22 protein-coding genes are annotated in these 25,515 nt (G+C 69.8%); 5 read left to right on the top strand and 17 right to left on the bottom strand.

Annotated elements, in window-relative coordinates; translation table 11 throughout:
* Positions 1-52: 52 nt before the first annotated feature.
* Together AB0D57_RS34670 and AB0D57_RS34665 are read right to left on the bottom strand one after the other, a co-directional pair.
* Positions 53-427 carry an ATP-binding protein gene (locus AB0D57_RS34670; protein WP_362082403.1) on the bottom strand — a complete coding sequence of 125 codons (375 nt, stop codon included), beginning with the start codon at positions 425-427 and terminating at the stop codon, positions 53-55.
* Between the two features lie 152 nt (positions 428-579).
* Positions 580-1,734 carry an adenosine deaminase gene (locus AB0D57_RS34665; protein WP_362082400.1) on the bottom strand — a complete coding sequence of 385 codons (1,155 nt, stop codon included), beginning with the start codon at positions 1,732-1,734 and terminating at the stop codon, positions 580-582.
* Between the two features lie 113 nt (positions 1,735-1,847).
* Here AB0D57_RS34665 and AB0D57_RS34660 point away from each other — a divergent pair, with 113 nt between their 5' ends.
* Positions 1,848-2,609: an alpha/beta hydrolase gene (locus tag AB0D57_RS34660; RefSeq protein WP_362082397.1), complete on the top strand. Its 762-nt coding sequence runs from the start codon at positions 1,848-1,850 to the stop codon at positions 2,607-2,609.
* A gap of 99 nt (positions 2,610-2,708) precedes the next feature.
* Here AB0D57_RS34660 and AB0D57_RS34655 read toward each other — a convergent pair whose 3' ends face one another.
* Positions 2,709-3,662: a LysR substrate-binding domain-containing protein gene (locus AB0D57_RS34655; RefSeq protein WP_362082394.1), complete on the bottom strand. Its 954-nt coding sequence runs from the start codon at positions 3,660-3,662 to the stop codon at positions 2,709-2,711.
* A gap of 62 nt (positions 3,663-3,724) precedes the next feature.
* On the opposite strand from AB0D57_RS34655, the gene AB0D57_RS34650 reads away from it, so the two are divergent.
* Positions 3,725-5,014, top strand: a complete 1,290-nt coding sequence (locus tag AB0D57_RS34650) for an MFS transporter (RefSeq protein ID WP_362082391.1) — start codon at positions 3,725-3,727, stop codon at positions 5,012-5,014.
* Positions 5,015-5,348: 334 nt separating this feature from the next.
* The gene (locus AB0D57_RS34645; RefSeq protein WP_362082388.1) at positions 5,349-6,350 is read left to right on the top strand and encodes a sigma-70 family RNA polymerase sigma factor; all 1,002 of its coding nucleotides are present in this window, start codon (positions 5,349-5,351) and stop codon (positions 6,348-6,350) included.
* Here the strand turns inward: AB0D57_RS34645 and AB0D57_RS34640 are convergent.
* The 14 genes from AB0D57_RS34640 to AB0D57_RS34575 all read right to left on the bottom strand — a co-directional run bounded on the left by AB0D57_RS34640 (position 6,243) and on the right by AB0D57_RS34575 (position 22,673).
* Positions 6,243-6,629: an STAS domain-containing protein gene (locus AB0D57_RS34640; RefSeq protein WP_362082385.1), complete on the bottom strand. Its 387-nt coding sequence runs from the start codon at positions 6,627-6,629 to the stop codon at positions 6,243-6,245. The genes AB0D57_RS34645 and AB0D57_RS34640 overlap by 108 nt on opposite strands.
* 28 nt (positions 6,630-6,657) lie before the next feature.
* Positions 6,658-7,251, bottom strand: coding sequence for a Uma2 family endonuclease (locus AB0D57_RS34635; RefSeq protein WP_362082382.1), 594 nt, complete (start codon positions 7,249-7,251; stop codon positions 6,658-6,660).
* 95 nt (positions 7,252-7,346) lie between these two features.
* Positions 7,347-8,630: a thymidine phosphorylase gene (locus AB0D57_RS34630; RefSeq protein ID WP_362082379.1), complete on the bottom strand. Its 1,284-nt coding sequence runs from the start codon at positions 8,628-8,630 to the stop codon at positions 7,347-7,349.
* A gap of 114 nt (positions 8,631-8,744) precedes the next feature.
* Entirely contained in the window at positions 8,745-9,158 is a 414-nt protein-coding gene (locus tag AB0D57_RS34625) for a cytidine deaminase (protein ID WP_362082376.1), read from the bottom strand.
* Positions 9,155-10,420, bottom strand: coding sequence for an ABC transporter permease (locus AB0D57_RS34620; protein WP_362082373.1), 1,266 nt, complete (start codon positions 10,418-10,420; stop codon positions 9,155-9,157). The genes AB0D57_RS34625 and AB0D57_RS34620 overlap by 4 nt, the downstream gene beginning before the upstream one ends.
* Positions 10,417-11,547: an ABC transporter permease gene (locus AB0D57_RS34615; RefSeq protein WP_362082370.1), complete on the bottom strand. Its 1,131-nt coding sequence runs from the start codon at positions 11,545-11,547 to the stop codon at positions 10,417-10,419. Before AB0D57_RS34615 ends, AB0D57_RS34620 begins: the two co-directional genes overlap by 4 nt.
* Entirely contained in the window at positions 11,547-13,238 is a 1,692-nt protein-coding gene (locus AB0D57_RS34610) for an ABC transporter ATP-binding protein (RefSeq protein WP_362082367.1), read from the bottom strand. The genes AB0D57_RS34615 and AB0D57_RS34610 overlap by 1 nt, the downstream gene beginning before the upstream one ends.
* A 272-nt stretch (positions 13,239-13,510) precedes the next feature.
* Complete coding sequence (locus AB0D57_RS34605; protein ID WP_362082364.1) at positions 13,511-14,560, bottom strand: BMP family ABC transporter substrate-binding protein; 1,050 nt, start codon at positions 14,558-14,560, stop codon at positions 13,511-13,513.
* Positions 14,561-14,834: 274 nt separating this feature from the next.
* Positions 14,835-15,890 (bottom strand): BMP family ABC transporter substrate-binding protein, encoded by a 1,056-nt coding sequence (locus AB0D57_RS34600; RefSeq protein ID WP_362082361.1) that lies wholly within the window; start codon positions 15,888-15,890, stop codon positions 14,835-14,837.
* Between the two features lie 268 nt (positions 15,891-16,158).
* The gene (locus tag AB0D57_RS34595) at positions 16,159-17,451 is read right to left on the bottom strand and encodes an amidohydrolase (protein ID WP_362082359.1); all 1,293 of its coding nucleotides are present in this window, start codon (positions 17,449-17,451) and stop codon (positions 16,159-16,161) included.
* Positions 17,452-17,820: 369 nt separating this feature from the next.
* Positions 17,821-18,975: a hypothetical protein gene (locus AB0D57_RS34590; protein ID WP_362082356.1), complete on the bottom strand. Its 1,155-nt coding sequence runs from the start codon at positions 18,973-18,975 to the stop codon at positions 17,821-17,823.
* 59 nt (positions 18,976-19,034) lie between these two features.
* Positions 19,035-19,973, bottom strand: a complete 939-nt coding sequence (locus AB0D57_RS34585; RefSeq protein ID WP_362082353.1) for an N-acetylneuraminate synthase family protein — start codon at positions 19,971-19,973, stop codon at positions 19,035-19,037.
* Positions 19,974-19,986: 13 nt separating this feature from the next.
* Positions 19,987-21,285 carry an acylneuraminate cytidylyltransferase gene (locus tag AB0D57_RS34580; protein WP_362082350.1) on the bottom strand — a complete coding sequence of 433 codons (1,299 nt, stop codon included), beginning with the start codon at positions 21,283-21,285 and terminating at the stop codon, positions 19,987-19,989.
* Positions 21,286-21,317: 32 nt separating this feature from the next.
* Positions 21,318-22,673 (bottom strand): DUF6716 putative glycosyltransferase, encoded by a 1,356-nt coding sequence (locus AB0D57_RS34575; RefSeq protein WP_362082347.1) that lies wholly within the window; start codon positions 22,671-22,673, stop codon positions 21,318-21,320.
* 198 nt (positions 22,674-22,871) lie between these two features.
* Here AB0D57_RS34575 and AB0D57_RS34570 point away from each other — a divergent pair, with 198 nt between their 5' ends.
* Positions 22,872-23,858 (top strand): glycosyltransferase family 2 protein, encoded by a 987-nt coding sequence (locus tag AB0D57_RS34570; RefSeq protein ID WP_362082344.1) that lies wholly within the window; start codon positions 22,872-22,874, stop codon positions 23,856-23,858.
* The gene (locus AB0D57_RS34565; protein ID WP_362082341.1) at positions 23,858-25,189 is read left to right on the top strand and encodes an alpha-2,8-polysialyltransferase family protein; all 1,332 of its coding nucleotides are present in this window, start codon (positions 23,858-23,860) and stop codon (positions 25,187-25,189) included. Before AB0D57_RS34570 ends, AB0D57_RS34565 begins: the two co-directional genes overlap by 1 nt.
* Positions 25,190-25,515 lie beyond the last annotated feature (326 nt).

The following is a 25,515-nucleotide window of genomic DNA, read 5'->3' as shown; positions in this document are numbered from 1 at the left end:
GGGGCGCACCCCGACCAGGGTGCGCCCCACCGGCGTTCTTACAGCGGTGGACTCAGCCGAGCGGCAGCCCGTTCACCACCGGCAGGCCCTTCAGAGGCAGCCCGCCGAGCAGCCCGCCGACCGGCGCGGTCGGCCCGCCGGCGAGCCGATTGTCGGCGGCGAGCTTCTTCTCGGCGGCGAGCTTCTTCTTGGCGGCCGACTGGGCCGCCCCACCCGTGCCGCGTGTGCTCTTCCCCTTCGTCGTCGCCTTCCCCGCACCGGGGAGTGCCGACGCGGCGTTCTGCGCGGGCACCGTCCGGGTGACGGTGTCCAGCGCCTGAGAGGCGTCCGGCACGGCCGGCGCGGCGTTCGCGGTACCCGCGCCGACGGCGGCGAAGGCAGCACCGAGAGCGGCGACACCGAGGGTCTTGGCAGCAGACTGCTTCATATGGAATGCGTCCTTGGATCCGTGTGACGGGAATGCTGGCGGTCCAAAACCGTAAACACGCAAGACCCTTCTCCGCAAACATCGAAAAGCAGTCGAGTCATGAAGGAGGAACGGAGGGGGAGTGAAGAACCGGCCGGTTCCCACCCCTCCAATCAGGCCCGATCCTCCAAGGAACCGCTGGTGGAGGCGGTTTGCTGGAACAGCCATTCGGACTTCAGTTCCGCATATCCGGGCTTGATCACGTCATTGATCATGGCCAGTCTTTCATCGAAAGGAATGAATGCTGACTTCATAGCATTGACCGAGAACCACTGCATGTCGTCGAGCGAGTAACCGAACACCTCGACAAGGTGCTCGAATTCGCGACTCATGCTCGTTCCCGACATGAGCCGATTATCGGTGTTCACCGTGGCCCGGAAATGCAGCCGCCTGAGCAGTCCGATCGGGTGGTCCGCATAGGAGTCGGCGGCGCCGGTCTGGAGGTTGGAGCTGGGGCACAGCTCCAGCGGGATCCGCTTGTCGCGGACGTACGACGCGAGCCGCCCGAGCTTCACCGAGCCGTCCGCCGCCACCTGGATGTCGTCGATGATCCGGACGCCGTGGCCGAGCCGGTCGGCGCCGCACCACTGCAGCGCCTGCCAGATGGACGGAAGGCCGAAGCCCTCGCCGGCATGGATGGTGAAATGATTATTCTCCCGCTTGAGGTACTCGAACGCGTCGAGGTGCCGGGTGGGCGGGAACCCGGCCTCGGCACCGGCGATGTCGAAGCCGACGACACCCAGGTCCCGGTAGCGGTTGGCCAGTTCCGCGATCTCCAGCGCGCGGGCCGCGTGCCGCATGGCGGTCAGCAGGGCGCCCACCCGAATCCGGTGGCCGTTCTCCCGCGCGCGCCGCTCGCCCTCCCGGAAACCCTCGTTGACCGCCTCGACGACCTCTTCGAGGGTGAGCCCCGTCTCGAGGTGCTGCTCGGGCGCGTACCGCACCTCGGCGTATACGACACCGTCCTCGGCGAGGTCCTCGGCGCACTCGGCTGCGACCCGTACGAGCGCTTCACGGGTCTGCATGACGGCACAGGTGTGGGCGAAGGTCTCCAGGTACCGCTCCAGGGATCCGGAGTCGGCGGCCTCGCGGAACCACACGCCGAGTTTGTCGGGGTCGCTCTCGGGGAGGCTCGAGTAGCCCGTGGCGTGGGCGAGTTCGACGATCGTCCCGGGGCGCAGGCCCCCGTCGAGGTGATCGTGCAGCAGGACCTTGGGCGCCCGGCGGATCTGCTCCGAGCTCGGGGTGTTCCTGATCTGGCTCGTCATTTTCGCACTGTAGCCCCTACGCGCGTAGATCCCCGGTCGCGCCGATCCGTCGATATGTAACGGTGACCCTGCGGACGGGTGGCGTACACCACCACTTCTGACACTGTTCTGACATGGCAACGCAAGCGACGCCGGTTCGCAGGACACGGCTGGGGAGAGCGCTCGGCACCGAGCCGACGGCGGTCAGCGGAGTGGTTCTGCTGCTCCCCGGCGGCAACGAGATCTCCGCCCGCAGGCCCTCCCCCATGCTGGCGGCCGCCTCCGTAAGGACGTTGGGGCGCCGTCTCACGCGCGCGGGGCGCGCGGAAGGCCTGGTAGGCCACGTGGTGCACTACCGCTATCGCGGCTGGAACGGCAGCGAGGCGCATCTCGCGGGCGACGCGTCCTGGGCCGCCGACGAGGTCGTACGCCGCTATGGGGACGTCCCCGTGTGCCTCGTCGGGGTGAGCATGGGAGGCCGGGCGGCGCTGCGCGCGGCCGGGCACAGCGCCGTCAACTCGGTGCTGGCGCTCGCCCCTTGGCTGCCCGAGGCGGACGTGGCGGCGCCACCCGAACCGGTGAAGCAGCTCGCCGGGCGACGCGTGCTGATCGTGCACGGCACCAGGGACGAGCGCACCGACCCGGAGCTGTCCTTCCGGCTCGCGGCGCGCGCCAAGAAGTCCAACCGCGACATCTGCCGCTTCGAGGTCCACTCCGACGGGCACGGGCTGCACCAGTACCGGTCCGAAGTGCACGCGCTGGCCGAGGACTTCGTCATGGGTGCGCTGTTCGGGCGCGACTTCGCGCGCCCGGTCGAGGACGCGTTCGCGGCACCGCCGCCGCTGGGGTTGCGGATGCCGCTCGCCTCCGGGTTCGGGAAGGCGTTGCGTCGCTGAGTTGTGCGTCTGCTGCGGTTCGTGGGGGCTGGTCGCGCCCACGCGGCGGAGCCGCGCCCTGTCACAGCCCCGCTCCCCCGTGGGGCGTTCCCGGCGCCGTCAGTCCGGCAGCAGGTGCCCCCTTCTCGACAGCAGGAACTTCTTGAAGGCGGCCACGGGTGGTGTGTCCGGGTGGCCGTCGAGCCAGGCGACGCCGATCTCGCGCACCGCGCGCGGGGCGGTCACCGTCAGTTCGACGACTCCCGGACGGGCGACGGCCGGCGGCGGCAGAAGGGCGACCCCGAGACCGGCGGCGACCAGGCCTCGTAGCGTCTCCGCCTCCTCCCCCTCGAAGGCGATCCGCGGTTTGAAACCGGCCTCCTGGCAGAGGTCGTCGGTGATGCGGCGCATGCCGTAGCCGGGCTCGAGGGTCACGAACGTCTCGTCGGCGGCCTCGGCGAGCCGGATCCGTTTGCGGGCGGCGAGACGGTGGTCGGCCGGGACCACGAGCCGGAGCTTCTGTTCGTCGAGGCGGCGCCCCACCAGGTCGGGCGCGTCCGGTACCGGCGAGGTCAGACACAGGTCCAGCTCTCCCGAACGCAACCCCTCCAGCATCGCCTCGCCGTAGTTCTGGACGAGGCTGAAGCGGACCCGGGGGTGGTCGGCGCGGAAGGCGCGGATGAGCCCGGGGACCGTTTCCGACCCCATGGTGTGCAGGAAGCCGAACGCGACCTTGCCGGTGGCCTGGTCGGCGTCCGCGCGCACCTCGTCGGCGGCGCGCTCGATCTCGGCGAGGGCGCGTTCGACGGAGGCGAGGAACGTACGGCCCGCGGGTGTGAGGGAGACCGTACGGCCACGGCGGGCGAACAGGTCCACGCCCAGGTCCTGTTCGAGCCGGACCATGGCCCGTGACAGCGTCGACTGCGGGACCTGCATCTCCTGCGCGGCCCTTGTGACGTGCTCGGTGCGGGCGACCCCGGCGAAGTACGCAAGGCGTGGAGCAAGCACCGCGACAATGTCTTCTGTGTCACTGGACGGTGACAGGTGAGTCTGTGACCTTTGCTGATGCACCATGGGAACGATTATGGCGTTTCCATGCATTGGACGGATGAGCGGCGGGTCCTTAGGTTCGAAGCATGCCTTCCGCCAGTACCGGGGCGTCCACCACCGTGGGCGCCACCGCTTCCGTCACCGCCTCCGTCCCTGTCGTCGACTCCCGTATGACCCCGGGCGGGCCCGGCTACCGCCGGATGAGCTTCGCCCTCTTCCTCGCGGGTGTCGCGACCTTCGCGCTCCTCTACTCGACCCAGGCCCTCCTCCCGCTCGTCTCCTCGGACTTCGGGGTCACCGCGAGCGAGGCGAGCTGGACGGTGTCGGCCGCGACGGGGGCACTGGCCCTGTTCGTCCTGCCGATGAGCGCCCTTTCGGAGCGGTTCGGACGGCGTACGGTCATGACGGCGTCGCTGGCGGTCGCGGTGGGCGTCGGCATCCTTGTCCCCTTCGCCCCGTCGATCGGCGCGCTGGTGGCGCTGCGGGCGATCCAGGGCGCGGCCCTCGCCGGACTTCCGGCGTCGGCGACCGCGTATCTGGCCGAGGAGGTCCGGCCCAAGGCGCTGATCACCGCGATCGGTCTGTTCGTCGCGGGCAACAGCGTCGGCGGGATGAGCGGCCGGGTCATCACCGGCTGGGTCGCGCAGGAGTGGGGCTGGCGGGTGGCCGTCGGCACGATCGGGGCGATCGCCGTGGCCTGCGCGGTGGCCTTCCGGCTGCTGCTGCCCGCGCCGAAGCACTTCACGCCGGGTTCGCTGCGGCCGCGGGTGCTGGCCCGCACGGTCCGCGAGCACCTCGCGAACCCGCTGCTGTGCCGTCTGTACGCCATCGGCGCGCTGTTCATGACGGTCTTCGGCGGGGTCTACACGGTGATCGGCTACCGCCTGACCGACGCCCCTTTCTCCCTCCCCCAGGGCATCATCGGCTCGGTCTTCCTGGTCTATCTGGTCGGTACGGTCTCGGCGTCCACGGCGGGCGCGCTGGTCGCCCGGCTGGGCCGCCGCGGCTCCCTGTACCTGGCGGGCGGTACGACCACCGCCGGTCTGATCCTGTCGCTGGCCGACTCCCTGATGCTGGTCCTGCTCGGTCTGGTCCTGATCACCGCGGGCTTCTTCGCGGGCCACGCGGTCGCCTCGTCGTCGGTGAGCCACACCGCCACCCAGGGCCGCGCCCAGGCGTCCGCCCTCTACCAGTCCGCCTACTACATCGGCTCCAGCGCCGGCAGCACCCTCGGCGCCGTCGCCTTCCACGCGGGCGGCTGGGCCGGCACGGTGACGCTCGGACTGCTCGCGGTCCTCGGCGTCGTGTCGATCACGGTGTTCGGGTCGCACGCGGCCCGGGTGCAGGCCCGGCGGAAGCCGGCGCTGGCCCACTGAGACCTGCCCTTCGGCTCGTACGTTCCCCCTGAAGTTGCGGACCGATCGCGGCGACTTCGCCCAAGCCGTGGCCTGGGCGGCCCGGACGCTGCCCGCGCGTGGAACTGCTGGGGCCAGGGCAACGGGCGCTGCTCAGTGAGGCCCAGGCCGAATCCGGTGCCGAGCCGGGCGCAGGGCATCGGCATCTGCTCATGTCCGTGAAGCAACTGGACTGACCTGCGCTTTTTCCCACTCCGGGGGTCATTGTCAGTGGGCTGCGGTAGCTTCCGAAGTGCTGGCGCAAAGACGCGACGGCAAGGCGGTGCGACGGGAAAGCCACAGGGGTGGGTTGGCCATGAGCGACGGTACGGCGACGACGACAGACCTGGACGTCCGACTGGAGAAGCACCGGGTCGAGCTGACCGGGTACTGCTATCGGATGCTCGGCTCCTCCTTCGAGGCGGAGGACGCGGTGCAGGACACGATGGTCCGCGCCTGGCGGAGCTACGACAAGTTCGAGGGCCGCTCGTCGATCCGCTCCTGGCTGTACCGCATCGCGACGAACGTGTGCCTGGACATGCTGAACGCGGGCAACAAGAGGGCGCGCCCGATGGATCTGACCGGCCCCTCGCCGCTGGCCCAGGCGGCCCTCACCCCGCGCCCGGACAACACCTGGCTGGAGCCGATGCCCGACGCCCGCGTGCTGCCGACGGTCAGCGACCCGGCCGAGGCGGCGGTGGCCAAGGAGTCGGTGCGCCTCGCCTTCATGGCCGCCCTGCAGCAGCTGCCGCCCAAGCAGCGGGCCGTGCTCATCCTGCGCGAGGTCCTCGCGTGGAAGGCGAGCGAGGTCGCCGAGCTGCTCGGCACCTCGGTCGCCTCGGTCAACAGCGCGCTCCAGCGGGCCCGCGCGACCCTCGCGGAGAGCGAAGGCACCGAGGGCGCCGTCTCCGACCCGCTCGACGAGGAACAGCAGAAGCTCCTGGAGCGGTACGTGGCCGCGTTCGAGGGGTACGACATGGCGGCGCTGACGGCGCTGCTCCACGAGGACGCGGTCATGACGATGCCGCCGTTCGACCTGTGGCTGCGCGGCACAGCCGACATCACCGGCTTCATGACGACGCTGGGCGCCTCCTGCGCGGGCTCGCGCCTGCGGCCGGTGTCGGTGAACGGTCTGCCGGGCTTCGCGCACTACAAGCCGGACCCCGAGGAGGGCGGCTTCAGCGCCTGGGCGATTCAGGCCCTGGAGATCTCAGGCGGCCGGATCACCGGGTTCCACTGCTTCCTCGACACGAAGCGCTGGTTCCCACTCTTCGGCCTGCCCCTCCAGCTCGAAGCGGAGGCCCACCAGATCGAGTAGGGCGCGCAGGGGCGGGGCGGGGTCGCGCAGACGTATGCGGCCCCCGGCCCGCCGTGCGGCCAGCTCCATCCTGGCCAGCACGTCGACCGTGCCCAGACCGGGCGGCCCGAGCCCCGCGACATCGCAGACGACGACCCCGGCCCGGGTCGCCTCCAGCCGCGCCCGCACGTCGTCGCAGAGCCTCGGCACCTCGTCACGGGCGACGGGGCCGGGCAGCACGAGCACGGCGGGTTCCTTGGCGTCCACGGTCAGTAGACCGACCGGGGGCGCGGAACTCATCGGAGGGGGGTGGCATCCGCCGCGTGCCTCAGCCTGTGGGGAACACGCTGGTGTCGAGCTTGAGTTCGAAGGGCTTCGGCAAGGTGATCACGTCGCCGAACTTTCCTGCTTGCAGGACACGGTAGACGTCGCCCTTCGACTCGCCGTAGAGGGTGACCGTGGGGCCGCCGGGGGCCCAGCTGTCGATCAGCAGATACAGCGGGACACCGGCCTTGGCATAGCCGGCGAGCTTCTTGATTCGGTCATTGCTCGCGTTCGACTTCGAGGTGATCTCCACGACGAGCTCAGCCGCTGCCGCGGGGACGCAGTTGCCCTCGTGCTCCACCACGAGGGCCTTCGGCGCCACCGCGATGTCGGGAATATAGAGGCCGTTGCGGGACGGTACGGCCGTGCCCAGCATCTGATAGATGCCCCAGTCCTCGGGAATCACCTGGTACAGACGGCGGTGCACGCTGTCCGCGATGTCATTGTGGACGTTGGACGGCGGTGGTGCCACGGTGACGATCCCCTCGATGATCTCCACCTTGCAGCCCTCGGGTGCGTCCGTCTCTTCCCAGATCCGGACAAGGCCGTCCCACTCGTGGCCGCTGGCCGTCGAGTGGTCGACGGTGAGTGCGCTCATGGCGGTCTCCAATCGGTGCGTCACCGAGTCCAGCATGCCGAACGGGACCGGCGGAGGTCCACCGATCCCGTTCACCCGTACGAGGAAACCGCAGCTCAGGCAATACGTTCCAGCACGACCGGCGTGGCCGTGAAGGCCGTGCCCGGGGCCGCGATGTCGTACGAGCCGTCCACCGACTCGAGGGCGTACTCGAAGCGCTCCGGGGTGTCCGTGTGCAGGGTCAGGAGGGGCTGGCCCGCGGTGACGGTGTCGCCCGGCTTGGCGTGCAGCTCGACGCCCGCGGCGGCCTGCACCGGGTCCTCCTTGCGGGCGCGTCCGGCACCCAGGCGCCAGGCGGCGATGCCGATGTCGTACGCGTCGAGGCGGGTCAGGACACCGGAGGACGGGGCCGTCACCACGTGCTGCTCGCGGGACGTGGGCAGCACGGCGTCCGGGTCGCCGCCCTGGGCCGCGATCATCCGGCGCCAGACGTCCATCGCGGAACCGTCGGCCAGCGCCTTCGCCGGGTCGGCGTCCTTCACGCCCGCCGCGTCCAGCATCTCGCGGGCCAGGGCGATGGTGAGGTCGACGACGTCGGCCGGGCCACCGCCCGCCAGGACCTCCACCGACTCGCGGACCTCCAGGGCGTTGCCCGCCGTCAGGCCCAGCGGGGTCGACATGTCGGTCAGGAGCGCGACCGTCTTGACGCCATGGTCGGTGCCGAGGCCGACCATCGTGGAGGCGAGTTCACGGGCGTCCTCGATGGTCTTCATGAAGGCGCCGGTGCCGACCTTCACGTCCAGGACCAGCGAGCCGGTGCCCTCGGCGATCTTCTTGGACATGATGGAGGACGCGATGAGAGGGATCGCCTCCACCGTTCCCGTCACGTCGCGCAGCGCGTACAGCTTCTTGTCCGCGGGAGCCAGGCCGTCGCCCGCGGCGCAGATCACCGCGCCGGTGGTGTCGAGGACGTGCAGCATCTCCTCGTTCGACAGCAGCGCGCGCCAGCCGGGGATCGACTCCAACTTGTCGAGCGTGCCGCCGGTGTGGCCGAGGCCGCGCCCGGACAGCTGCGGGACCGCCGCGCCACACGCCGCCACCAAGGGCGCGAGCGGGAGCGTGATCTTGTCGCCGACGCCGCCCGTGGAGTGCTTGTCGGCGGTCGGGCGGGACAGCGAGGAGAACTCCATGCGCTCACCCGAGGCGATCATGGCGGCGGTCCAGCGGGCGATCTCACGGCGGTTCATGCCGTTGAGCAGGATCGCCATGTTGAGGGCGGCCATCTGGTAGTCGGCGACCTCGCCGCGGGTGTACGCGTCGATGACCCAGTCGATCTGCGCGTCGCTGAGCTCACCGCGGTCCCGCTTGGTGCGGATGACGGAGACGGCGTCCATGGCCATGGCTTTCCTTCCGAAGACTTCCGAAAATGCGCGGCCCCTCCGAGCCGATCGACAGTCGACAGCTGACAGTCGTCGGTTGTCGGTCGCCAGTCGTAAGGAGGGGCCGCACGGGAGTTACTGGGTCAGATGCTCCGGCCCGAAGGCCTGCGGCAGCATCTCGGAGAGCGGCAGGATTCCGGCCGGGGTCTCCAGGAGCAGTTCGGGCCCGCCGAACTCGAAGAGCAGCTGACGGCAGCGCCCGCACGGCACGAGGATCTCGCCCCGCCCGTCGACGCAGGTGAAGTGCGTCAGCCTGCCGCCCCCGGTGTTCTGCAACTGGGAGACCAGACCGCACTCGGCGCACAGCCCGAGCCCGTACGAGGCGTTCTCGACGTTGCAGCCGGAGACGGTCCGGCCGTCGTCGACGAGCGCCGCGACACCGACCGGGTAGCCCGAGTACGGGGCGTACGCACGGGACATGGCGTCCCGCGCGAGCTCCCGCAGGACGTCCCAGTCGACGGCGGTGCGGCCCTCGTCGGCGGAGGTCACTTGCCCTGTCCCTTCCGGTACGGCAGACCGTCCGCCTTGGGCATCCGCAGACGCTGCGCGGACAGCGAGAGGACGAGCAGCGTGATGACGTACGGCGTGGCGGAGACGACCTGGTTGGGGACCTCGTTGGTGAGGGCGTACCAGAGGAACACCAGCACGCCGATGACCAGGGTGATCACGGCGGGCACGTACTTCTTCCGGATCACCAGCCAGACCGCGCCGATGACCAGCAGGATGGCGCCGAGCAGCAGCAGTGCGTGGACGTTCTCGGAGCCGCCGCGCAGGTTGAGGCTGTCGGTGTAGCCGAACAGGCCGGCACCGATGGCGAGCCCGCCCGGCATCCAGTTGCCGAAGATCATCGCGGCGAGGCCGATGTAGCCGCGTCCGCTGGTCTGGCCCTCCAGGTAGAAGGGGTTGGCGACGATGGAGAGGAAGACGCCGCCGAGGCCGGCCAGACCGCCGGAGATGATCACGGCCAGGTACTTGTACTTGTAGACGTTGACGCCGAGCGACTCGGCGGCGACCGGGTTCTCGCCGCAGGACCGCAGCCGCAGGCCGAACGCGGTGCGCCACAGGATCCACCAGGTGGCGGGGATCAGTGCGACGGCGATGAGGGTCAGCCAGGAGACGTTGGTGACCAGGCCGCCGAGCAGGCCCGCGATGTCCGAGAGGAAGAACCAGCCCTTTGCGTTGAGGGTGGTGAGCCAGTCGGACAGTCCTGGCACCGTGAAGTGGCCGAGCGAGTCGACCGGCGGGGACTGCTTGGCCGAGCCGCCCTGGACGCCTTCGAAGGCGAGCGGCGCGAGGTAGCGGGTGGCGCCGAGCGCGAGGATGTTGATGGCCACACCGGAGACGATGTGGTTGACGTTGAAGGTGACGGTGACGATCGCGTGCAGCAGACCGCCGATGCAGCCGCCGATGATGCCGATGAGGATGCCGGTCCACGGGCCCCACTGGTAGCCGGCCCAGGCGCCGAACCAGGTGCCGAGGATCATCATGCCTTCGAGGCCGATGTTGACGACGCCCGCGCGTTCGGCCCACAGACCGCCGAGACCGGCCAGGCCGATCGGGACGGCCAGCTGGAGCGCGGTGGACATCTGGCTGACGTTGGTGATGCCGTCGGCGCCGGTGATGATGCGGACGAGGGAGGTCAGCGCCAGACCGCCGGCGATGACCAGCAGGAGGACGGGGAGCGTCAGCCGGCGGCCGCCGGGTGCCGCGGATCGCAGTTTGGGCTGCTTGACGTCGGTCGCGGTGGTCATCGGCCCGCCACCTCCTTCTCGGTGTTGTTGTCAGAGGAGGCGCCGAGGACGTGGCCCGCGGCCAGCTCCGCGCCGACCCGGCGCTGCTGGCGGCGCAGACCCCACTCGCGTACGGCCTCGTACGAGACGACGACCGCGATCACGATCAGGCCCTGCATGATGACCGCGATCTCTTTGTCGTAGCCCTGGTAGTCGAGGTCCTGGGACGCCTTGTCGAGCCAGGCCCACAGCAGGGCCGCGAAGGCGATGCCCGTGGGGCTGTTGCGGCCGAGCAGGGCGATGCCGATGCCCAGGAAGCCGATGCCGGTCGGGAAGTTCAGGTTGTACGTGTGCGAGTCGCCGAGCAGGATCGGCAGGCCCGCGAGGCCGGCCAGGCCGCCGGAGACCAGCATGGCGGTGAGCACCATGCGCTTGGGGTTCACACCGCTGGCCGCGGCGGCGGTCTCCGAGGCGCCCGAGGCGCGCAGGTCGAAGCCGAAGCGGGTGCGGTTGAGGACGACCCAGTAGCCGATGCCGAGCAGCGCCGCGAGGACGACGAGGCCGTAGATCTCGCCGGCCTCACCCATGTCGAAGCCGGGCACCCAGCCGGACTCGTGCATCTCGCCGGTGGTGTTGTTGTTGCCGACCTTGACGCCGAAGACGTCGGGCAGCCACAGGTAGGCGATGAGGGAGGTCGCGATCGCGTTCAGCATGATCGTCGCGACGACCTCGCTGACGCCGCGGGTGACCTTGAGGAGACCGGCGATGCCGGCCCAGAACGCGCCGGTGAGGACCGCGGTCAGGATCAGCAGCGGGACCTGGAGAACCGCCGGCAGCGCGGCATGGGCGCCGACGACCGCGGCCATCATGGCGGCGAGCTGGTACTGCCCGTCCACACCGATGTTGAACAGGTTCATCCGGAAGCCGATGGCCACCGCGAGCGCCGCGATGTAGTACATCGAGGCCTGGTTGATGATCAGGACCTGGATGTCGGAGAACGTGGCCTGCTCGAACATGATCGTGTACGGCTCGATCGGGTTCTTGCCCGAGGCGATCAGCACGACCGAGGTCAGCGCCACGGCCACGACGAGCGCGATGACCGGCCCGGCCACCGCGAGGAGCAGGCGCTCCTTGTCGAACTTCTTCATCAGCGGGCCTCGTCTTCCGGGGCATCCGGGGCGTCGGGGGTTTCGGGGGTTTCGGGGGTTTCGGCTTGCTCTTCGAGCTCCACCTGTTCGGCGAGCTCTTCGTTCTCCAGGTGTCCGGTGGCGGCGCCGGTCATGGCCGAGCCGAGCTCCTCCGGAGTGATGGTGGCGGGGTCGGCGTCCGCGACCAGCTTGCCGTTGTAGATCACCCGCAGGGTGTCGGACAGCCCGATCAGCTCGTCCAGGTCGGCGGAGATCAGCAGGACGGCGAGACCCTCGCGGCGGGCCTCCCGGATCTGGTCCCAGATCTGGGCCTGTGCGCCGACGTCCACACCGCGGGTGGGGTGGGCGGCGATCAGGAAGCGCGGCTTGTGGCTCATCTCCCGGCCGACGATCAGCTTCTGCTGGTTGCCGCCGGACAGGGAGGCCGCGGTGACGTCGATGCCGGGGGTGCGGACGTCGTACTCCTTGACGATCCGCTTGGTGTCCTCCTGGGCGCCCTTGATGTCGAGCCAGACGCCCTTCGCGTTGGGCTTCTCGGTGACGTGGCCGAGGATGCGGTTCTCCCAGAGGGGGGCCTCCAGGAGCAGGCCGTGGCGGTGGCGGTCCTCGGGGATGTAGCCGATGCCGCCCTCGCGGCGCTTGCGGGTGGACCAGGCGGTGATGTCCTCGCCGAGGAAGGAGACGGAGCCGGTGTCGGCACGCTTGAGGCCGATCAGCGCGTCGATGAGCTCGGTCTGGCCGTTGCCCTCGACGCCGGCGATGCCCATGACCTCGCCCGCGTGGATGGTGAAGGTGACGTCGTCGAGGACGCGCCGCACCGCGGCGGCGGTCTCGGCCGTGTCCTCCGTGACCAGGCCGCTGTCCGCCGTCGGCTCGGCGAGCTCGCCGAGGGAGGCGTGGCCGCTGGCGAAGGCCGTGAGGCGCTCGACCTCGATGACCGGCTTGTCGGTGACGGTGGACTCGGCGGTCTCCGGGGTGGGCAGCTCGCTGCCCACCATCAGCTCGGCGAGCTGACGCGGGGTGGTCTCGGACGGAACGGCCGTGCCGACCGTCGTACCGCGGCGTATGACCGTGATGTCGTCGGCGACCGACAGGACCTCGCCCAGCTTGTGCGAGATGAAGATGACCGACAGGCCCTCGGCCTTGAGCTCACGCAGGTTGTCGAAGAGCGCGTCGACCTCCTGCGGCACGAGTACGGCGGTGGGCTCGTCAAGGATCAGGATGCGGGCGCCGCGGTAGAGGACCTTGAGGATCTCCACGCGCTGCCGTTCGGCGACGCCGAGGTCCTCGACCAGGACGTCGGGGCGGACGCCGAGGCCGTAACGCTGGGAGATCTCCATGATCTTGCGGCGGGCCTTGGCGCCGATGCCGTACAGCTTCTCGCTGCCCAGGACGACGTTCTCCAGGACGGTGAGGTTGTCGGCGAGCATGAAGTGCTGGTGGACCATGCCGATGCCGCGTGCGATGGCGTCGGCGGGCGACGAGAAGGTGATCTGCTCGCCGCCGACGGCGATGGTGCCCTCGTCCGGCTTCTGCATGCCGTAGAGAATCTTCATCAGCGTCGACTTGCCGGCACCGTTCTCGCCGACGAGGGCGTGGACGGTGCCCTGGCGGACGCTGAGGTGGATGTCGTGGTTGGCCACGACGCCGGGGAATCGCTTGGTGATCCCGGCGAGTTCGACTGCGGTCACCTGACCGTTGACCGCGCCGGCCGGAGGGCTGCTGGACGCGTTGATGGCGCACTCTCCTGAAGGGAAAGGGGGTCGTCTACGCGCGTAGCGCCCCTACGGCAACATAAGGGGCGACGCGCCGCGAGAACGGGATACGGAGAGCCAGGCTCCTCGTATCCCGTTGAGCGGACGTAACCCCGCGGTTACTAAGCGGCTCCGGGGAAGAGCGGGCGGCCCCGAAGGACCCACCTGAACTTCCCCGGAGCCGCTCAGCGGTCCTGAGGTCTTGCTCGTCAGCTGGACTTGACCTTGATCTCGCCGCTGATGATCTTCTCCCTGGCGGCCTCGACGGCCTCCTGGATAGCAGTGTCGCTCTTGAACTTCGGGTTGGAGTCGGCGAGGCCGACCTCACCGGACTTCAGGTCGCCCCGAACGATACCGGTCTCGGGATTGCCGTCCTCGACCGACTTCGCAAGGTTGTAGACCGCCTTGGCGACGTCCTTTGTCGCGGAGGTCAGGATGGAGTCCTTGTACGCGGCCAGCGCTTCCTGCTTGTACTGGTCGGAGTCGACGCCGATCGCCCACACCTTCTCGGCTTCCGCGGCCTCGATGACACCCTGACCGGACAGACCGGCCGCCGCGTAGACGACGTCGGCCTTCTTCTCGATCTGGCCCTCGGCGGCCGTCTTGCCCTTGTCGGGGCTGGAGAAGCCACCCTCGTCGGCGGTCTGCGTCAGGTACTGCGACAGAACCTTGACCTTGGGGTTCGTGTCCTTGACGCCCTGCTCGAAGCCCGCCCCGAACTTGTGGATCAGCGGAACGTCCACACCGCCCACGAAGCCGACCGTGTTCGTCTTGGTGGCCTTGGCCGCGGCGACACCGGCGAGGTACGAGGCCTCCTCCTCGGAGAAGACGAGGTCCGCGACGTTCGCCGACTCGACCGTGGAGTCGTCGACGATGCCGAAGGTGGTGTCGGGGTACTTCTCCGCGGCCTCCTTGATGGCCGGCGCGTAGGCGTAGCCGATGCCGATGACCGGGTTGTAGCCCTTCTTGGCCAGCGAGATCAGGCGCTGCGTCTTGTCCGCGTCCGTCTCGCCGTCCGTGGGCTCCACGTCGGCGGTCTTGTAGCCGAACTCCTTCTGCGCCTTCTCCAGGCCCGCGTACGCCGCGTCGTTGAAGGACTGGTCGCCCTTGCCGCCGACGTCGTACGCGATGGCGAGACCCAGGTCCTCCTTCGAGTCCGACGAGCCGGCGGAGGTCGAGGTGCCGCCACAGGCGGACAGAACGAGGGCGAGAGACGCGGTCGCGGCGCCTGCGAGCGCGATGCGGGGAACCCGGCGCATGTGTTGTGCTCCTGTCGTACAAGCGCCTGACGGTACGATTTCGGCGCTGGCTTCGCCGCAGATTAACGCGCGTAGACCAACTAGAAAACCCCTTCTGTCCACCTTGTTATGCGGCTGTGCCCGACGACACGCGCCCGCCGGACGAAGGCTTGCCGACCGCAAAGATCCGGTGGCTGTGGGTGACCTGCTCAGGGGGCACGGAAGCGGGCGGGCACGGAAGCGGGCGGGCACCTTGGGTACCCGCCCGCTCCGCGTGACTGCGTTCGCCGCTCGACTACTCGGTCTTGACCTTGATCGTGCCGTCGATGATGGACGCCTTGGCCTTGGCCACGGCGTCGGTGAGGCCGGAGATCTCCGCCATCTTCGGGTTGCTGTCGGCGAGACCGACGCCGTCCACCTTCAGGTCGAAGGTCTGCGTACCGGTCAGCGGCTTGCCGTCCTTGACGGACTTGGCGAGCGAGTACACGGCGCCACCGACGTCCTTGAGCGCGGAGGTCAGGATGTAGTCCTTGTAGGCGGCCAGCGCCTCCTGCTTGTACTGGTCGGAGTCGACACCGATCGCCCAGACCTTCGCCTTGGCGGCGGCCTCGATCACACCCTGGCCCGACAGACCGGCGGCCTGGTAGACGACGTCGGCCTTCTTCTCGATCTGGCCCTCGGCCGCGGCCTTGCCCTTGTCGGGGCTGGAGAAGCCACCCTCCTCGGCGGTCTGCGTCAGGTACTGCGACAGAACCTTGACCTTGGAGTTGGTGTCCGCGACACCCTGCTTGTAGCCCGCCTCGAACTTGTGGATGAGCGGGATGTCCACACCGCCCACGAAGCCGACGGTGTTGGTCTTGGTGGCCTTGGCCGCGGCGACACCGGCGAGGTACGAGGCCTCCTGCTCGGCGAAGACCAGGGACACCACGTTGTCGCCCTCGACCACGGAGTCCACGATGCCGAAGGTGGTGTCCGGGTACTTGCTGACGACCGCCTCCAGCGCGGGGCCGTAGGCGAACCCGATGCCGATGACCGGGTTGTAGCCCTGCTTGGCCAGCGAGGAGAGACGCAGCTCCTTGTCGGCGCTGGTCTCGCCGTCGGTGGGCTCGATGTCGGCGGTGTCGTAACCGAACTCCGTCTTCGCCTTCTCCAGGCCCGCGTACGCCGCGTCGTTGAAGGACTGGTCGCCCTTGCCGCCGATGTCGTACGCGATGGCGAGACCCTTGCTCGCGCTGCTCGCGCTGCTGCTGTCGTCGCCCGCCTCGTCGCTGGTGCCGCCGCAGGCCGTGGCCGCGAGTGCAAGCGACGCGACCCCCACCGCGACGCGTGTCAGTCTGGATATCCGACGCATCTGAAGGTTCCCCATTCTCCAAAGCCCCGCAGTGGGTGCTGAGTTCGGCGCACATTAACGCGCGTAGACAGTTCAGGGAACGGGGTTTCGCCTGGCCGTTATCCATTCGTGCCGATGGCCGGTTACGTCCCGGTGAACCATGGGGCCGAAAGGCGCATGCGCGGACAGAACTCCTGCTGTGGCGGTGACGATCCGTGTGCGCAGGGGACGGTATACGTGACGGGGTGAGCGGCGGAGGGAGGCCCGCCCGCCGCCGCCCGTCCGGCCCTCACACGTCGGCGTCGAGCAGGGCCGCGGCGGTGAAGAGTTCCACGCCCACCGTGATCGCCGACTCGTCCGCGTCGAAGCCGCCCTGGTGCAGGTCGCGGGGAACGCGCTCACCGGGCGTGCGCACGCCGAGCCGGGCCATCGCGCCGGGCACGTGCTCCAGGTACCAGGAGAAGTCCTCGCCGCCCAGGCTCTGCTCGGTGTCCTCGATGGAGTGCGCCCCGCGCCGGGCGGTCATGGCATCGCGCAGCAGATCGGTGACGGCCGGGTCGTTGACGACCGGCGGGACGCCCCGGATGTAGTTGATCTCGGACTTGGCCCGGTACAGGTTCGCGATCTCGTCGATGGCCGCGTGCACGAGGTCGGGCGCGGCCCGCCAGGCAGCGAGGTCCAGGCAGCGCACGGTCCCGGAGAGCTCGGCGTGGTTCGGGATCACGTTGCAGGCGTGCCCGGATTCGATGCGCCCCCAGGTCACGGCCAGCCCACTGCGCGCATCGGTGCGGCGGGCGACCAGTGCGGGGACGTCGATGGCGACGCGGGCGGCGGCGGTGACGAGGTCAGTGGTGAGGTGGGGGCGCGCGGTGTGGCCGCCGGCGCCGTCGAGGGCGACTTCGAGCCGGTCGCATGCGGAGGTGATGGCGCCGTAGCGCAAGCCGATGCGCCCCGCGTCGACCTTCGGGTCGCAGTGCACGCCGATGATCCGTCCGACGCCCTCGAGAACGCCCGACTCGATCGCGTCGGAGGCGCCGCCGGGCAGTACCTCCTCCGCGGGCTGGAAGATCAGCCGCACGGGGCGCGGCAGTCGGCCCTGCCGGTGCAGTTCGGCGAGCACGAGCCCGGCGCCGAGCACGACGGTCGTATGCACGTCGTGCCCACACGCGTGGGCGCGGTCGGGCACGGTCGAGCGGTACGCGCAGTCACTTTTCGTGTCCGGGATGGGCAGGGCGTCGATGTCGGCGCGCAGAGCGAGCATGGGGCGGCCGCCGACCCGCTCAAGGCCGCCTCGCGGGCCGCCCTCCCCTGTGTCGCTGTCCCGCGCGTCGCCGGCCCACTCGCTGCCGTCGAGCCCGATGTCGCACATGAGCCCCGTCCCGGTGTCGAGCACCCGCGGCTCGAGGCCGGCCTGCTCGAGGCGCGCCTTGAGCGCCGCGGTGGTGCGGAACTCCTGGTTGCCGAGCTCCGGGTGCATGTGCAAGTCGCGCCGGAATGCGACGAGTTCGCCGCGCAGCGACTCGGGCAGCGTGCCGGGGAGCGGCGCTTCCCCGGGGAGGTCGGCCTCGGGCTCTCGGGACATCAATTGGTTCACCCTTTGAAGGGTAGGGCGACGGGTCGGCCGACTGACCCACGATCAACAAAAGTTCAGCCCGTTAGGGGAAGATAATCTGGCCGCGCGACGCATAGCTATGGGTGGAGATGGGTACACTCGCCTGTCTTTCCTGGCGATTAGATCTTGGTCCGGCCGTGGTCAGCCCCTGGTCCGGGCTGTCGGGCGGCGCTCGATCCCATCCGCCGGGGCTGCCCGCGGATTCCCACCGGGGAACCCTCGGGGTGTCCGAGCCCGTTCCCGTACTCCACGGTCCCACAGATCACGCCAAGATCACGCGTACCGATCCGAGGACACCACCCTCGGTCGACCACCACTCCAGAGGCCGGCGGGGGTGGGCTACGCCGAAGTCACCCCTGACAGCCGGTGTACGTCCCGGGCCGTTCCCGTGACACCGGACAGGAATCCCTGGGCCCTCGGCGAGGCGTTCTCCGTCAGCCAGCTGGGGTCGATGTCGCAGACGGCGACACGGACCTCGGTTCCGGCCAGGGCCAACGGCAGCGTGTGCACGACCGTCGACGGGAAGCTCAGGATCGTGCGGCCGATGGGGCCACGGCGGGCGATCAGTTCGAGGGGGAGGTCGGGGCGGACGATCTCCAGCCCCGTTTCCACGGCCAGGCGGTGGAGCTTGTCGGTGGCCTCGCGGCGGTGGGCGAAGTAGCGGGTCGCGCCATGGGTCTTGGCGAGTGCGCGGACCGCCTCCAGGTAGCGGTCCGCGTCGACCACTCCCGTCTCGACGAGGGACGTGCCGACCAGGTCCGCGCCCTTGGTGAGGCGCGGCGGGCCGAAGCGGGCCCGGGTCCAGGAGAAGTCGTTGGCGGTGATGCGGACGCCGTCCGGTGCCGATTCGATGGGCATGGAGGAGAAGACCTGGACCGTACGGGACCGGGTCGGGGTGAGACGGCGGCGGGCCGAGGCCGAGACCGGGGCGAAGAGCACGTCGCGGGGTCCGGGTCGGCCGCCGCGCCGGTGCCAGCGCACCAGGCGTTCACCCTGGGCGAGTTGGGCGACGAACTCCATCGTCGCCGTGCCGTCGTCGACGACGACCAGGTCGCGGGCGCGGGTGATGGTCAGAAGCAGCTGTACGTAACGGGAGAACGGGTCTCCCATCACAATGCGGTGGGCCTTGCGCAGCAGCGGGGCGAGGCCGCCGATCGTGTGGAAGGGCGCCGTGGTGCCGCCGCGCGCCTCCTCCCAGCGGACCTCGTAGCCCTCGTCGCGGGCCAGTTCGGCCATTCGGCGCAGTTGGCCGCGGGTCATCGGGTCGATGGGAGAGAGGACGACAAGGGTGAGCCCCGCGCCGGTCGCCTCGGCACTCCCGGCGCCCGGCGGTCCGGCGGCCGCTGCCGCCGGGCCCGCGTCGGGCGCGGGAGCACTGTCCTGCTCGGGCCGGCGGACATGGACGTGTGCCCACTCCAGCACGTTCAGGAGTTGTACCGGACTCTCGACGAAGGCGAGAGTGTGGGGGCCGGTGGAACCGGCGCGGGGGCTCATCGGCGTTTGACCGTCCCGTGTCGACGTATGACCGATTCGTAAGGTGTTCAGACCGATGTTCAGACCGAGAGCGGTTCGCCGGCGGCCGCGGCGATCTCCGCCTCCGCGACGACGCCGGTGACGCGGCGCAGCTTCTTCATCGGGCCGAGCTCGGACTCGTAGACCTTCTTGACGCCGTCACCGAGGGAGGCCTCGATGGTGCGGATGTCGCGGACGAGGCGCGTGAGGCCCTGCGGCTCGACGGAGGCGGCCTGGTCCGAGCCCCACATGGCGCGGTCGAGGGTGATGTGACGCTCGACGAAGGTGGCGCCGAGGGCGACCGCGGCAAGCGTGGTCTGCAGGCCCGTCTCGTGACCGGAGTAGCCGATCGGGACGTTCGGGTACTCGGCCTGGAGGGTGTTGATGACGCGGAGGTTGAGCTCCTCGGCCTTGGCCGGGTACGTCGACGTGGCGTGGCAGAGCAGGATGTTGTCCGAGCCGAGGACCTCGACCGCGTGACGGATCTGCTTCGGGCTGGACATGCCGGTGGAGAGGATGACCGTACGGCCGGTGGCGCGCAGGGCGCGCAGCAGCTCGTCGTCGGTCAGCGACGCGGAGGCGACCTTGTGGGCCGGGACGTCGAACTTCTCGAGGAAGGCGACGGCCTCGGTGTCCCACGGGGAGGCGAACCAGTCGATGTTCTTGCTCTTGGCGTACTCGTCGATCTGACGGTACTCGTCCTCACCGAACTCCACGCGGTGGCGGTAGTCGATGTAGGTCATGCGGCCCCAGGGGGTGTCGCGCTCGATGTCCCACTGGTCACGCGGGGTGCAGATCTCCGGGGTGCGCTTCTGGAACTTGACGGCGTCACAGCCGGCCTCGGCGGCCGCGTCGATCAGCTTGAAGGCGTTCTCGAGCTCGCCGTTGTGGTTGATGCCGATCTCGCCGACGACGTAGACCGGGTGGCCGGGGCCCGCGGTCTTCGAACCGAAGGTGCGCAGACGGGAGTTGGTGCTCATGGTGGAACGTTCCTTACTTGTCGAGGGAGTCGAGAGAGGGGCCGAGGATCCAGCTGGCGATCTCTCGGATCGCGCCGTCGCCACCGGAAAGGGTGGTGACCGCGCGTGCGGAGCCGCGCACGACGTCGTGGGCGCTCGCGACCGCCACCGGCCAGCCGACGAGGGCGAAGCACGGGAGGTCGTTGACGTCGTTGCCGACGTAGAGCACGCGCTCAGGCGCGATGCCCTGCTCCTCGCACCACTGCTTCAGTGCGAGGTCTTTCCGGTCGATGCCGTGCAGCACCGGGAGCTTGAGCTTCCGGGCGCGGGCGGCCACCACCGGGTTCTGCTCCGTGGAAAGGATCAGCATCTTCAGGCGGCTGTTGCGCAGGGCCGCGATGCCGAGGCCGTCTCCGCGGTGCACGGAGACGAACTCCTTTCCGTCGGAGTCGATCAGCACCCTGTCGTCGGTCTGGGTGCCGTCGAAGTCGAGGACGACCGCGTCGATGTCGTCGGCGGTCGGGAGGGCGCCGGGCCGGTCCGCGTCGAAGAGCGGCGCGAGGGCCCGGGCGCGGGCGAGGTCGTGCGGGTCGTCGATCTCCAGCACCCGGGCCGGGTCGGTGCGCACCGGCTCGGTACGGCCGAAGAAGCGGTGCTGGTGCTCGCGGAAGCCCGCCGCGTCCATCGCGTAGGCGGCGCCGGTCTCCAGGAGGTCCTGGGGGCGGTCCTGGCGGCGCGGGCGGAAGGACTTGTCGTGGTTGACGCCGTAGCCGCCCGCCGTGACGCCGGCATTGGCGGCGGCGACCGCTTCGCCCACGGCCGCGGTGGTCTGGGCGTCCACGACCGCCGGAGCGTCGGCCGCGTCCCGCCAGATGAAGCCGTGGAAGGGCGCCACGGCCACCGCGGTGTCGGCGCCGTTCTCGACGACCGCGGCCGCGACCGCGTCGATGTCCTCGCGGACGATGAACGGGCTGGTGCACTGCACGAGCAGGACCACGTCGACCGGCGCGCCGTGCAGGGCCTCGTGGGCGCTCATGGCGTGCAGGACGGCGGCCTCGGAGGTGGCGGTGTCACCGGCGATGGCGGCGGGTCGCAGCACGATCTCGGCGCCGGCCTGGCGGGCGGCGGCCGCGATGGCCTGGTCGTCGGTGGACACCACGACGTCCGTCACCAGCCGGGAGGCGCGGCACTCGCGCACGGCGCGCACCACCAGCGGGACGCCGCCGACGGGCGCGAGGTTCTTCGCGGGCACGCCCTTGGAGCCGCCGCGCGCGGGGATCACCGCGAGCACCCGGCGCACCGAAGCGCCTTGACCCGCTTGCGGGTTGGACATGTTCTGGGCTCCTTGCGAGGGATTCGGGGCGTTCACAGCTCCCCCATCCGCCGGATCACGGGGGCCACGCGCTGCACGCCGTGGCGGTAGGCGCCGCGGGCCGCACGGCGCACGATCTGGCGCACCGGGCCCGGCTCCTTGTCGGCGGCGGGCGCTCCGGGCAGCGGTATGCCGTCCGGGGCGAGGTGGTGGCGGGCGAGGATGCCGGGCAGATAGCCCGGGGCGGTCACGGTCGTGTAGTACGGAGTGAGGGGCGGCATCCCCCCGGACCGGGCCAGCAGCTTGGTGATCCGCTCCCGCGCCGCGTCGAAGGCGGTCTCGTACGCCCCGTCCGCCGCGACTCCCTGCCGGGCCACCCATTCCGCGTCAGGCGCCGGCCGGTGGCCCGCGTCGAGCTGGTCCCAGGAGGCGAGGCAGCCGGAGCCCACGAAGTGGTGGTTGCCGAGCACCTCGCGCACACCCAGGTCGGTCAGGACGACCGTGGGGATACGGCGGTGCAGCGCCTCCAGCGCGGCCGTCGAGCTGACGGTCACCAGCAGGTCGGTGCGGTCGAGCACCTCGCCCATGTGGCCGTACACGAGCCGGAAGTTGTCCGGCACGTCCTTGCCCTGCACCAGTTTCTGGTACGGCGATTCCTCGATGTGCGTGGTGTGCTCGCCCGGCTTGGAGCGGAGCTTCAGCAGCACCTCGCGTTCGGGGTGCTTGCGTGCGTGCTGAATCAGCCGGTTCAGCAGGTACGTACGGTCCTTGCGGCTCTCGGGGACCGAGGGCTGCACGGCGAAGACGACCGTGTACGGGTCGTTCTCGCCGGAGTAGGGCTTGCCGCCGAGGAACGGCAGCGCCACCTCGGTGACCGCCGAGGCGTCGGCGCCGACCCCCTCGTACACGGCGCGGAAACGGTCGGCGTCCTGGCGCGAGTTGGCGAGGACGAGGTCCGCGCCGTGCCGCAGCAGCAGACCGTCGGCGAGCTTCTCGTAGACGACGCCGACATAGCCGGTGACGACGACGGGACGCTTCTGAAGACCCTCCCAGACCCGGCCGAGGCCGTGCAGCATCGCCTGGACGCCGCCGCCGACGAGGGCGAGGACGACGATGTCGTACGACTCCTGCTCCATGGCGCGCAGGAACTCGACGGCCGTGACCTCCCGCAGGGAGTCGGCGCGCACGCCCACTTCCGCCAGTTGGCGGGCCGTGGGTGTGGACCGTCCGCGCAGCAGGAACCCATCCAGGGCCGGGGCCATGGGGGCAACTTGCGTGTCGCCCCGCGGTCCGGCTTCGATGGACGGGCCCGGAGCGATCCGGGCCGCGGTCAGGGCACCCCATTTCCAGCGGGTGTCCGAGTCCGCGAGTACCGCGATCCGCGGGAGCTTCGTTGTACTTAGTGGCACGACACAGACGCTAGGAAGGAATTTCTAGTTGTGGCCCAACCGCATCTCAACGGAAAGTTAACAGAACATCACCGGAAGCCGAACTGGCTCGTCAAAGCCTAGAAAGTACACGGGATGCACCGTTCCGACACATCGAGTTCACCCTCCGTACAGCCATCGGCAAGTTCCGCTGCGGGGCCACCTCTTAGGGTTTCGCAGGTGCCAAAGATTTCCGTGATCGTGCCGTTCTACAACGTGCAGCAATACGCCCCGGACAACATCAGAAGTCTTCGCCTGAACGCGCGGCGCGACATCGAATTCGTCCTGGTGGACGATTATTCAAAAGATGAAACGCCCGCCATTCTCGAACGCGCGGCCGACGAACTGTCGGATGTCGCTCAGGTGCGTTACATCCGTCGCGAGGAGAACGGCGGGCTCGCCACCGCGCGCAACACCGGCCTCGACGCGGCGACGGGCGAGTACCTGACCTTCCTCGACGGCGACGACTGGCTCGCTCCGGGGTACATCGGTGAGCTGGTGGCGGCCATCGAGGAGCTGGGCTGCGACTTCGTCCGCACCGACCATGTACAGGCCACCGCCCGCGCCCGTTCCGTGCACCGGGCCCCGCACGGACGGCGAGGCGAGGTGATGAACCCGCGCGACGCCATCCTGCCCGCCGACCGCACGACCTCGGTGGACTACGCCTACGCCTGGGCCGGCGTCTACCACCGCCGGCTGCTCGACCGGGGTCTGCTGCACTTCACCGACGGACTGCGCACGGCCGAGGACCGGCCGTGGATCTGGAAGCTGCACCGCGAGGCGGAGTCGTTCGCCGTGGTGAACCTCCTCGGCGTCTTCTACCGGCGTGGAGTCGCCTCCTCCCTCACGCAGATCGGCGACGTCCGCCAGCTCGACTTCATCCGCGCCTTCGACCAGGTCGTCGAGGAGACCGCCAAGGACGCCGACACCGACCGGCTGCTGCCGAAGGCGGTACGGACGTACTGCGCGATCATCGCCCACCACCTCTCGGAGATCGACAAGTTCGAGCCGGACGTGGCCAAGCGGCTGCGGGTGATGAGCTCGGCGGCCATAAAGCGCATGCCGCAGGACGCACTCGGCGACGTACTCGACACCATGGACCTGACCCGTGCCTCCAAGCTGCGGCGGCTGCGGCGCCGGGTCACCACAGCGAAGGCGGCCGCCTGATGCCCCGTACCACCCAGATCTTCTGCGCCTCCACGCTGTACGGCGCCGCCACCCTGGCCGCCGCCCTCGAGTCCGACTGCTTCGCCGAGGCGGACCGCCGTCTGCTGCTGGTGTTCAACAACTCCGCGACGCCCGAGACCACGCCCGCCGTCGACGAGATGCCGGGCTTCGCGACGCTGCGCGAGCACTTCGACGGGGTGCTGTCCTTCAACGAGGCCATCCACCCCTTCCACCCGGGGGCCTGGGTCCCGCGCCCCGACGACCTTCCTCTTTTCGAGCGCTATCTGCGGATGCTGTGGGATCTGGGCGACGACCGGGTGGAGCTGGTCATGGAGTCCATCCAGGTCAGCCCGGCGCTGACGCTGGCCCAGATGTTCCTCGGGGCTCCCATCGACGTCTACGCCGACGGGCTGATGAGCTACGGCCCCACCCGCAACAAGATCGACCCGCTGGTCGGCACGCGCGTGCGGCGGCTGCTGCACCTGGACCTGGTGCCCGGTCTGACGCCGATGCTGCTGACCGAGTTCGACGCGCCCGCGCACGTGGTCCCGACGGACGCGTTCCTGAAGGTGCTGAGCCGGCTCGGCGGCACCGTCGCGGAGTTGCCGGCCCTGCCCGACAACGCGGCGCTGCTGCTCGGCCAGTATCTGTCCGCGCTGAACATCCTCTCCGCCCAGGAGGAGGAGGACCTGCATCTGCGGATGCTGCGGGGGGCGGTCGCCCGCGGGCACCGTTCCATCGTCTTCAAGCCGCACCCGACCGCGCCGGCCCGCTACAGCCGCGCCCTGGAGACCGAGGCCGCCGCACTCGGCGTGGACTTCACCCTCCTGGACACGCCGGTGCTCGCCGAGGTGCTGTACGAGAAGGCCCCGCCCGCACTGGTGGTCGGCTGCTTCTCGACCGCGCTGTTCACGGCCTCCGTCTTCTACGAGCTGCCGGTCGCCCGTATCGGCACCGAGCCGCTGCTGGAGCGGCTGTCGCCCTACCAGAACAGCAACCGCGTCCCCGTCGTCCTGGCCGACGCGCTGCTGCCGGACCTGGACACCGAGAAGAAGCGCGACACCCTCGCCGCGGACACGCTGACCGATCTGATCACCACGGTCGGCTTCACCCAGCAGCCGCAGATCTACTGGGCCCTGCGCCCGGCCGCGGAGCGCTATCTCTCCGACTACTACGGCCCGCGTATCCAACGCTATTTCAAGCGCAAGCGGCTCACCTCGCTCGGACTGCCCGGCGGCATCCCGGAGCGGCTGGCCTTCCTGCCCCGCAACTCCACGGCGCGACGGGTGGTGCGGCAGGCGCGTGCGCTCCGCAAGGCGGTACGCCGCTGAGCGCGAGCGCCGGAAAGCGGCGCACCGGCCCTTGAGCGGGTGGATCCCCCAACGATCCACCCGCTTTTGCCGTATGCGCCCACTCTTGCCGTACGCCCGAAATCCCGCGCCAGGGCTACCCGATTCGCCCGGATCCAGCAAAGCGCAGGTGAACAACCGGGAACGGGTAATAAAACACCGGCACGTCGTCGAGTTGATCCGCTGATTCCCTGGTGGGGCGGCATTCATGCCGCCTAGTACTCCAGCTGTAGATCGTGATCTTGCTGGCCCCGTGCCAGATCTCGGGCCGAACTGATCCCCGTCTCGATTGGTCCGGTCCGATGCGC

Origin of the sequence: Streptomyces sp. NPDC048275, from assembly GCF_040652275.1 — a bacterium.
Lineage (GTDB): Bacteria > Actinomycetota > Actinomycetes > Streptomycetales > Streptomycetaceae > Streptomyces.
Note: the sequence above shows the minus strand (reverse complement) of the source record. Positions and strands in the feature narration are given on the sequence as shown.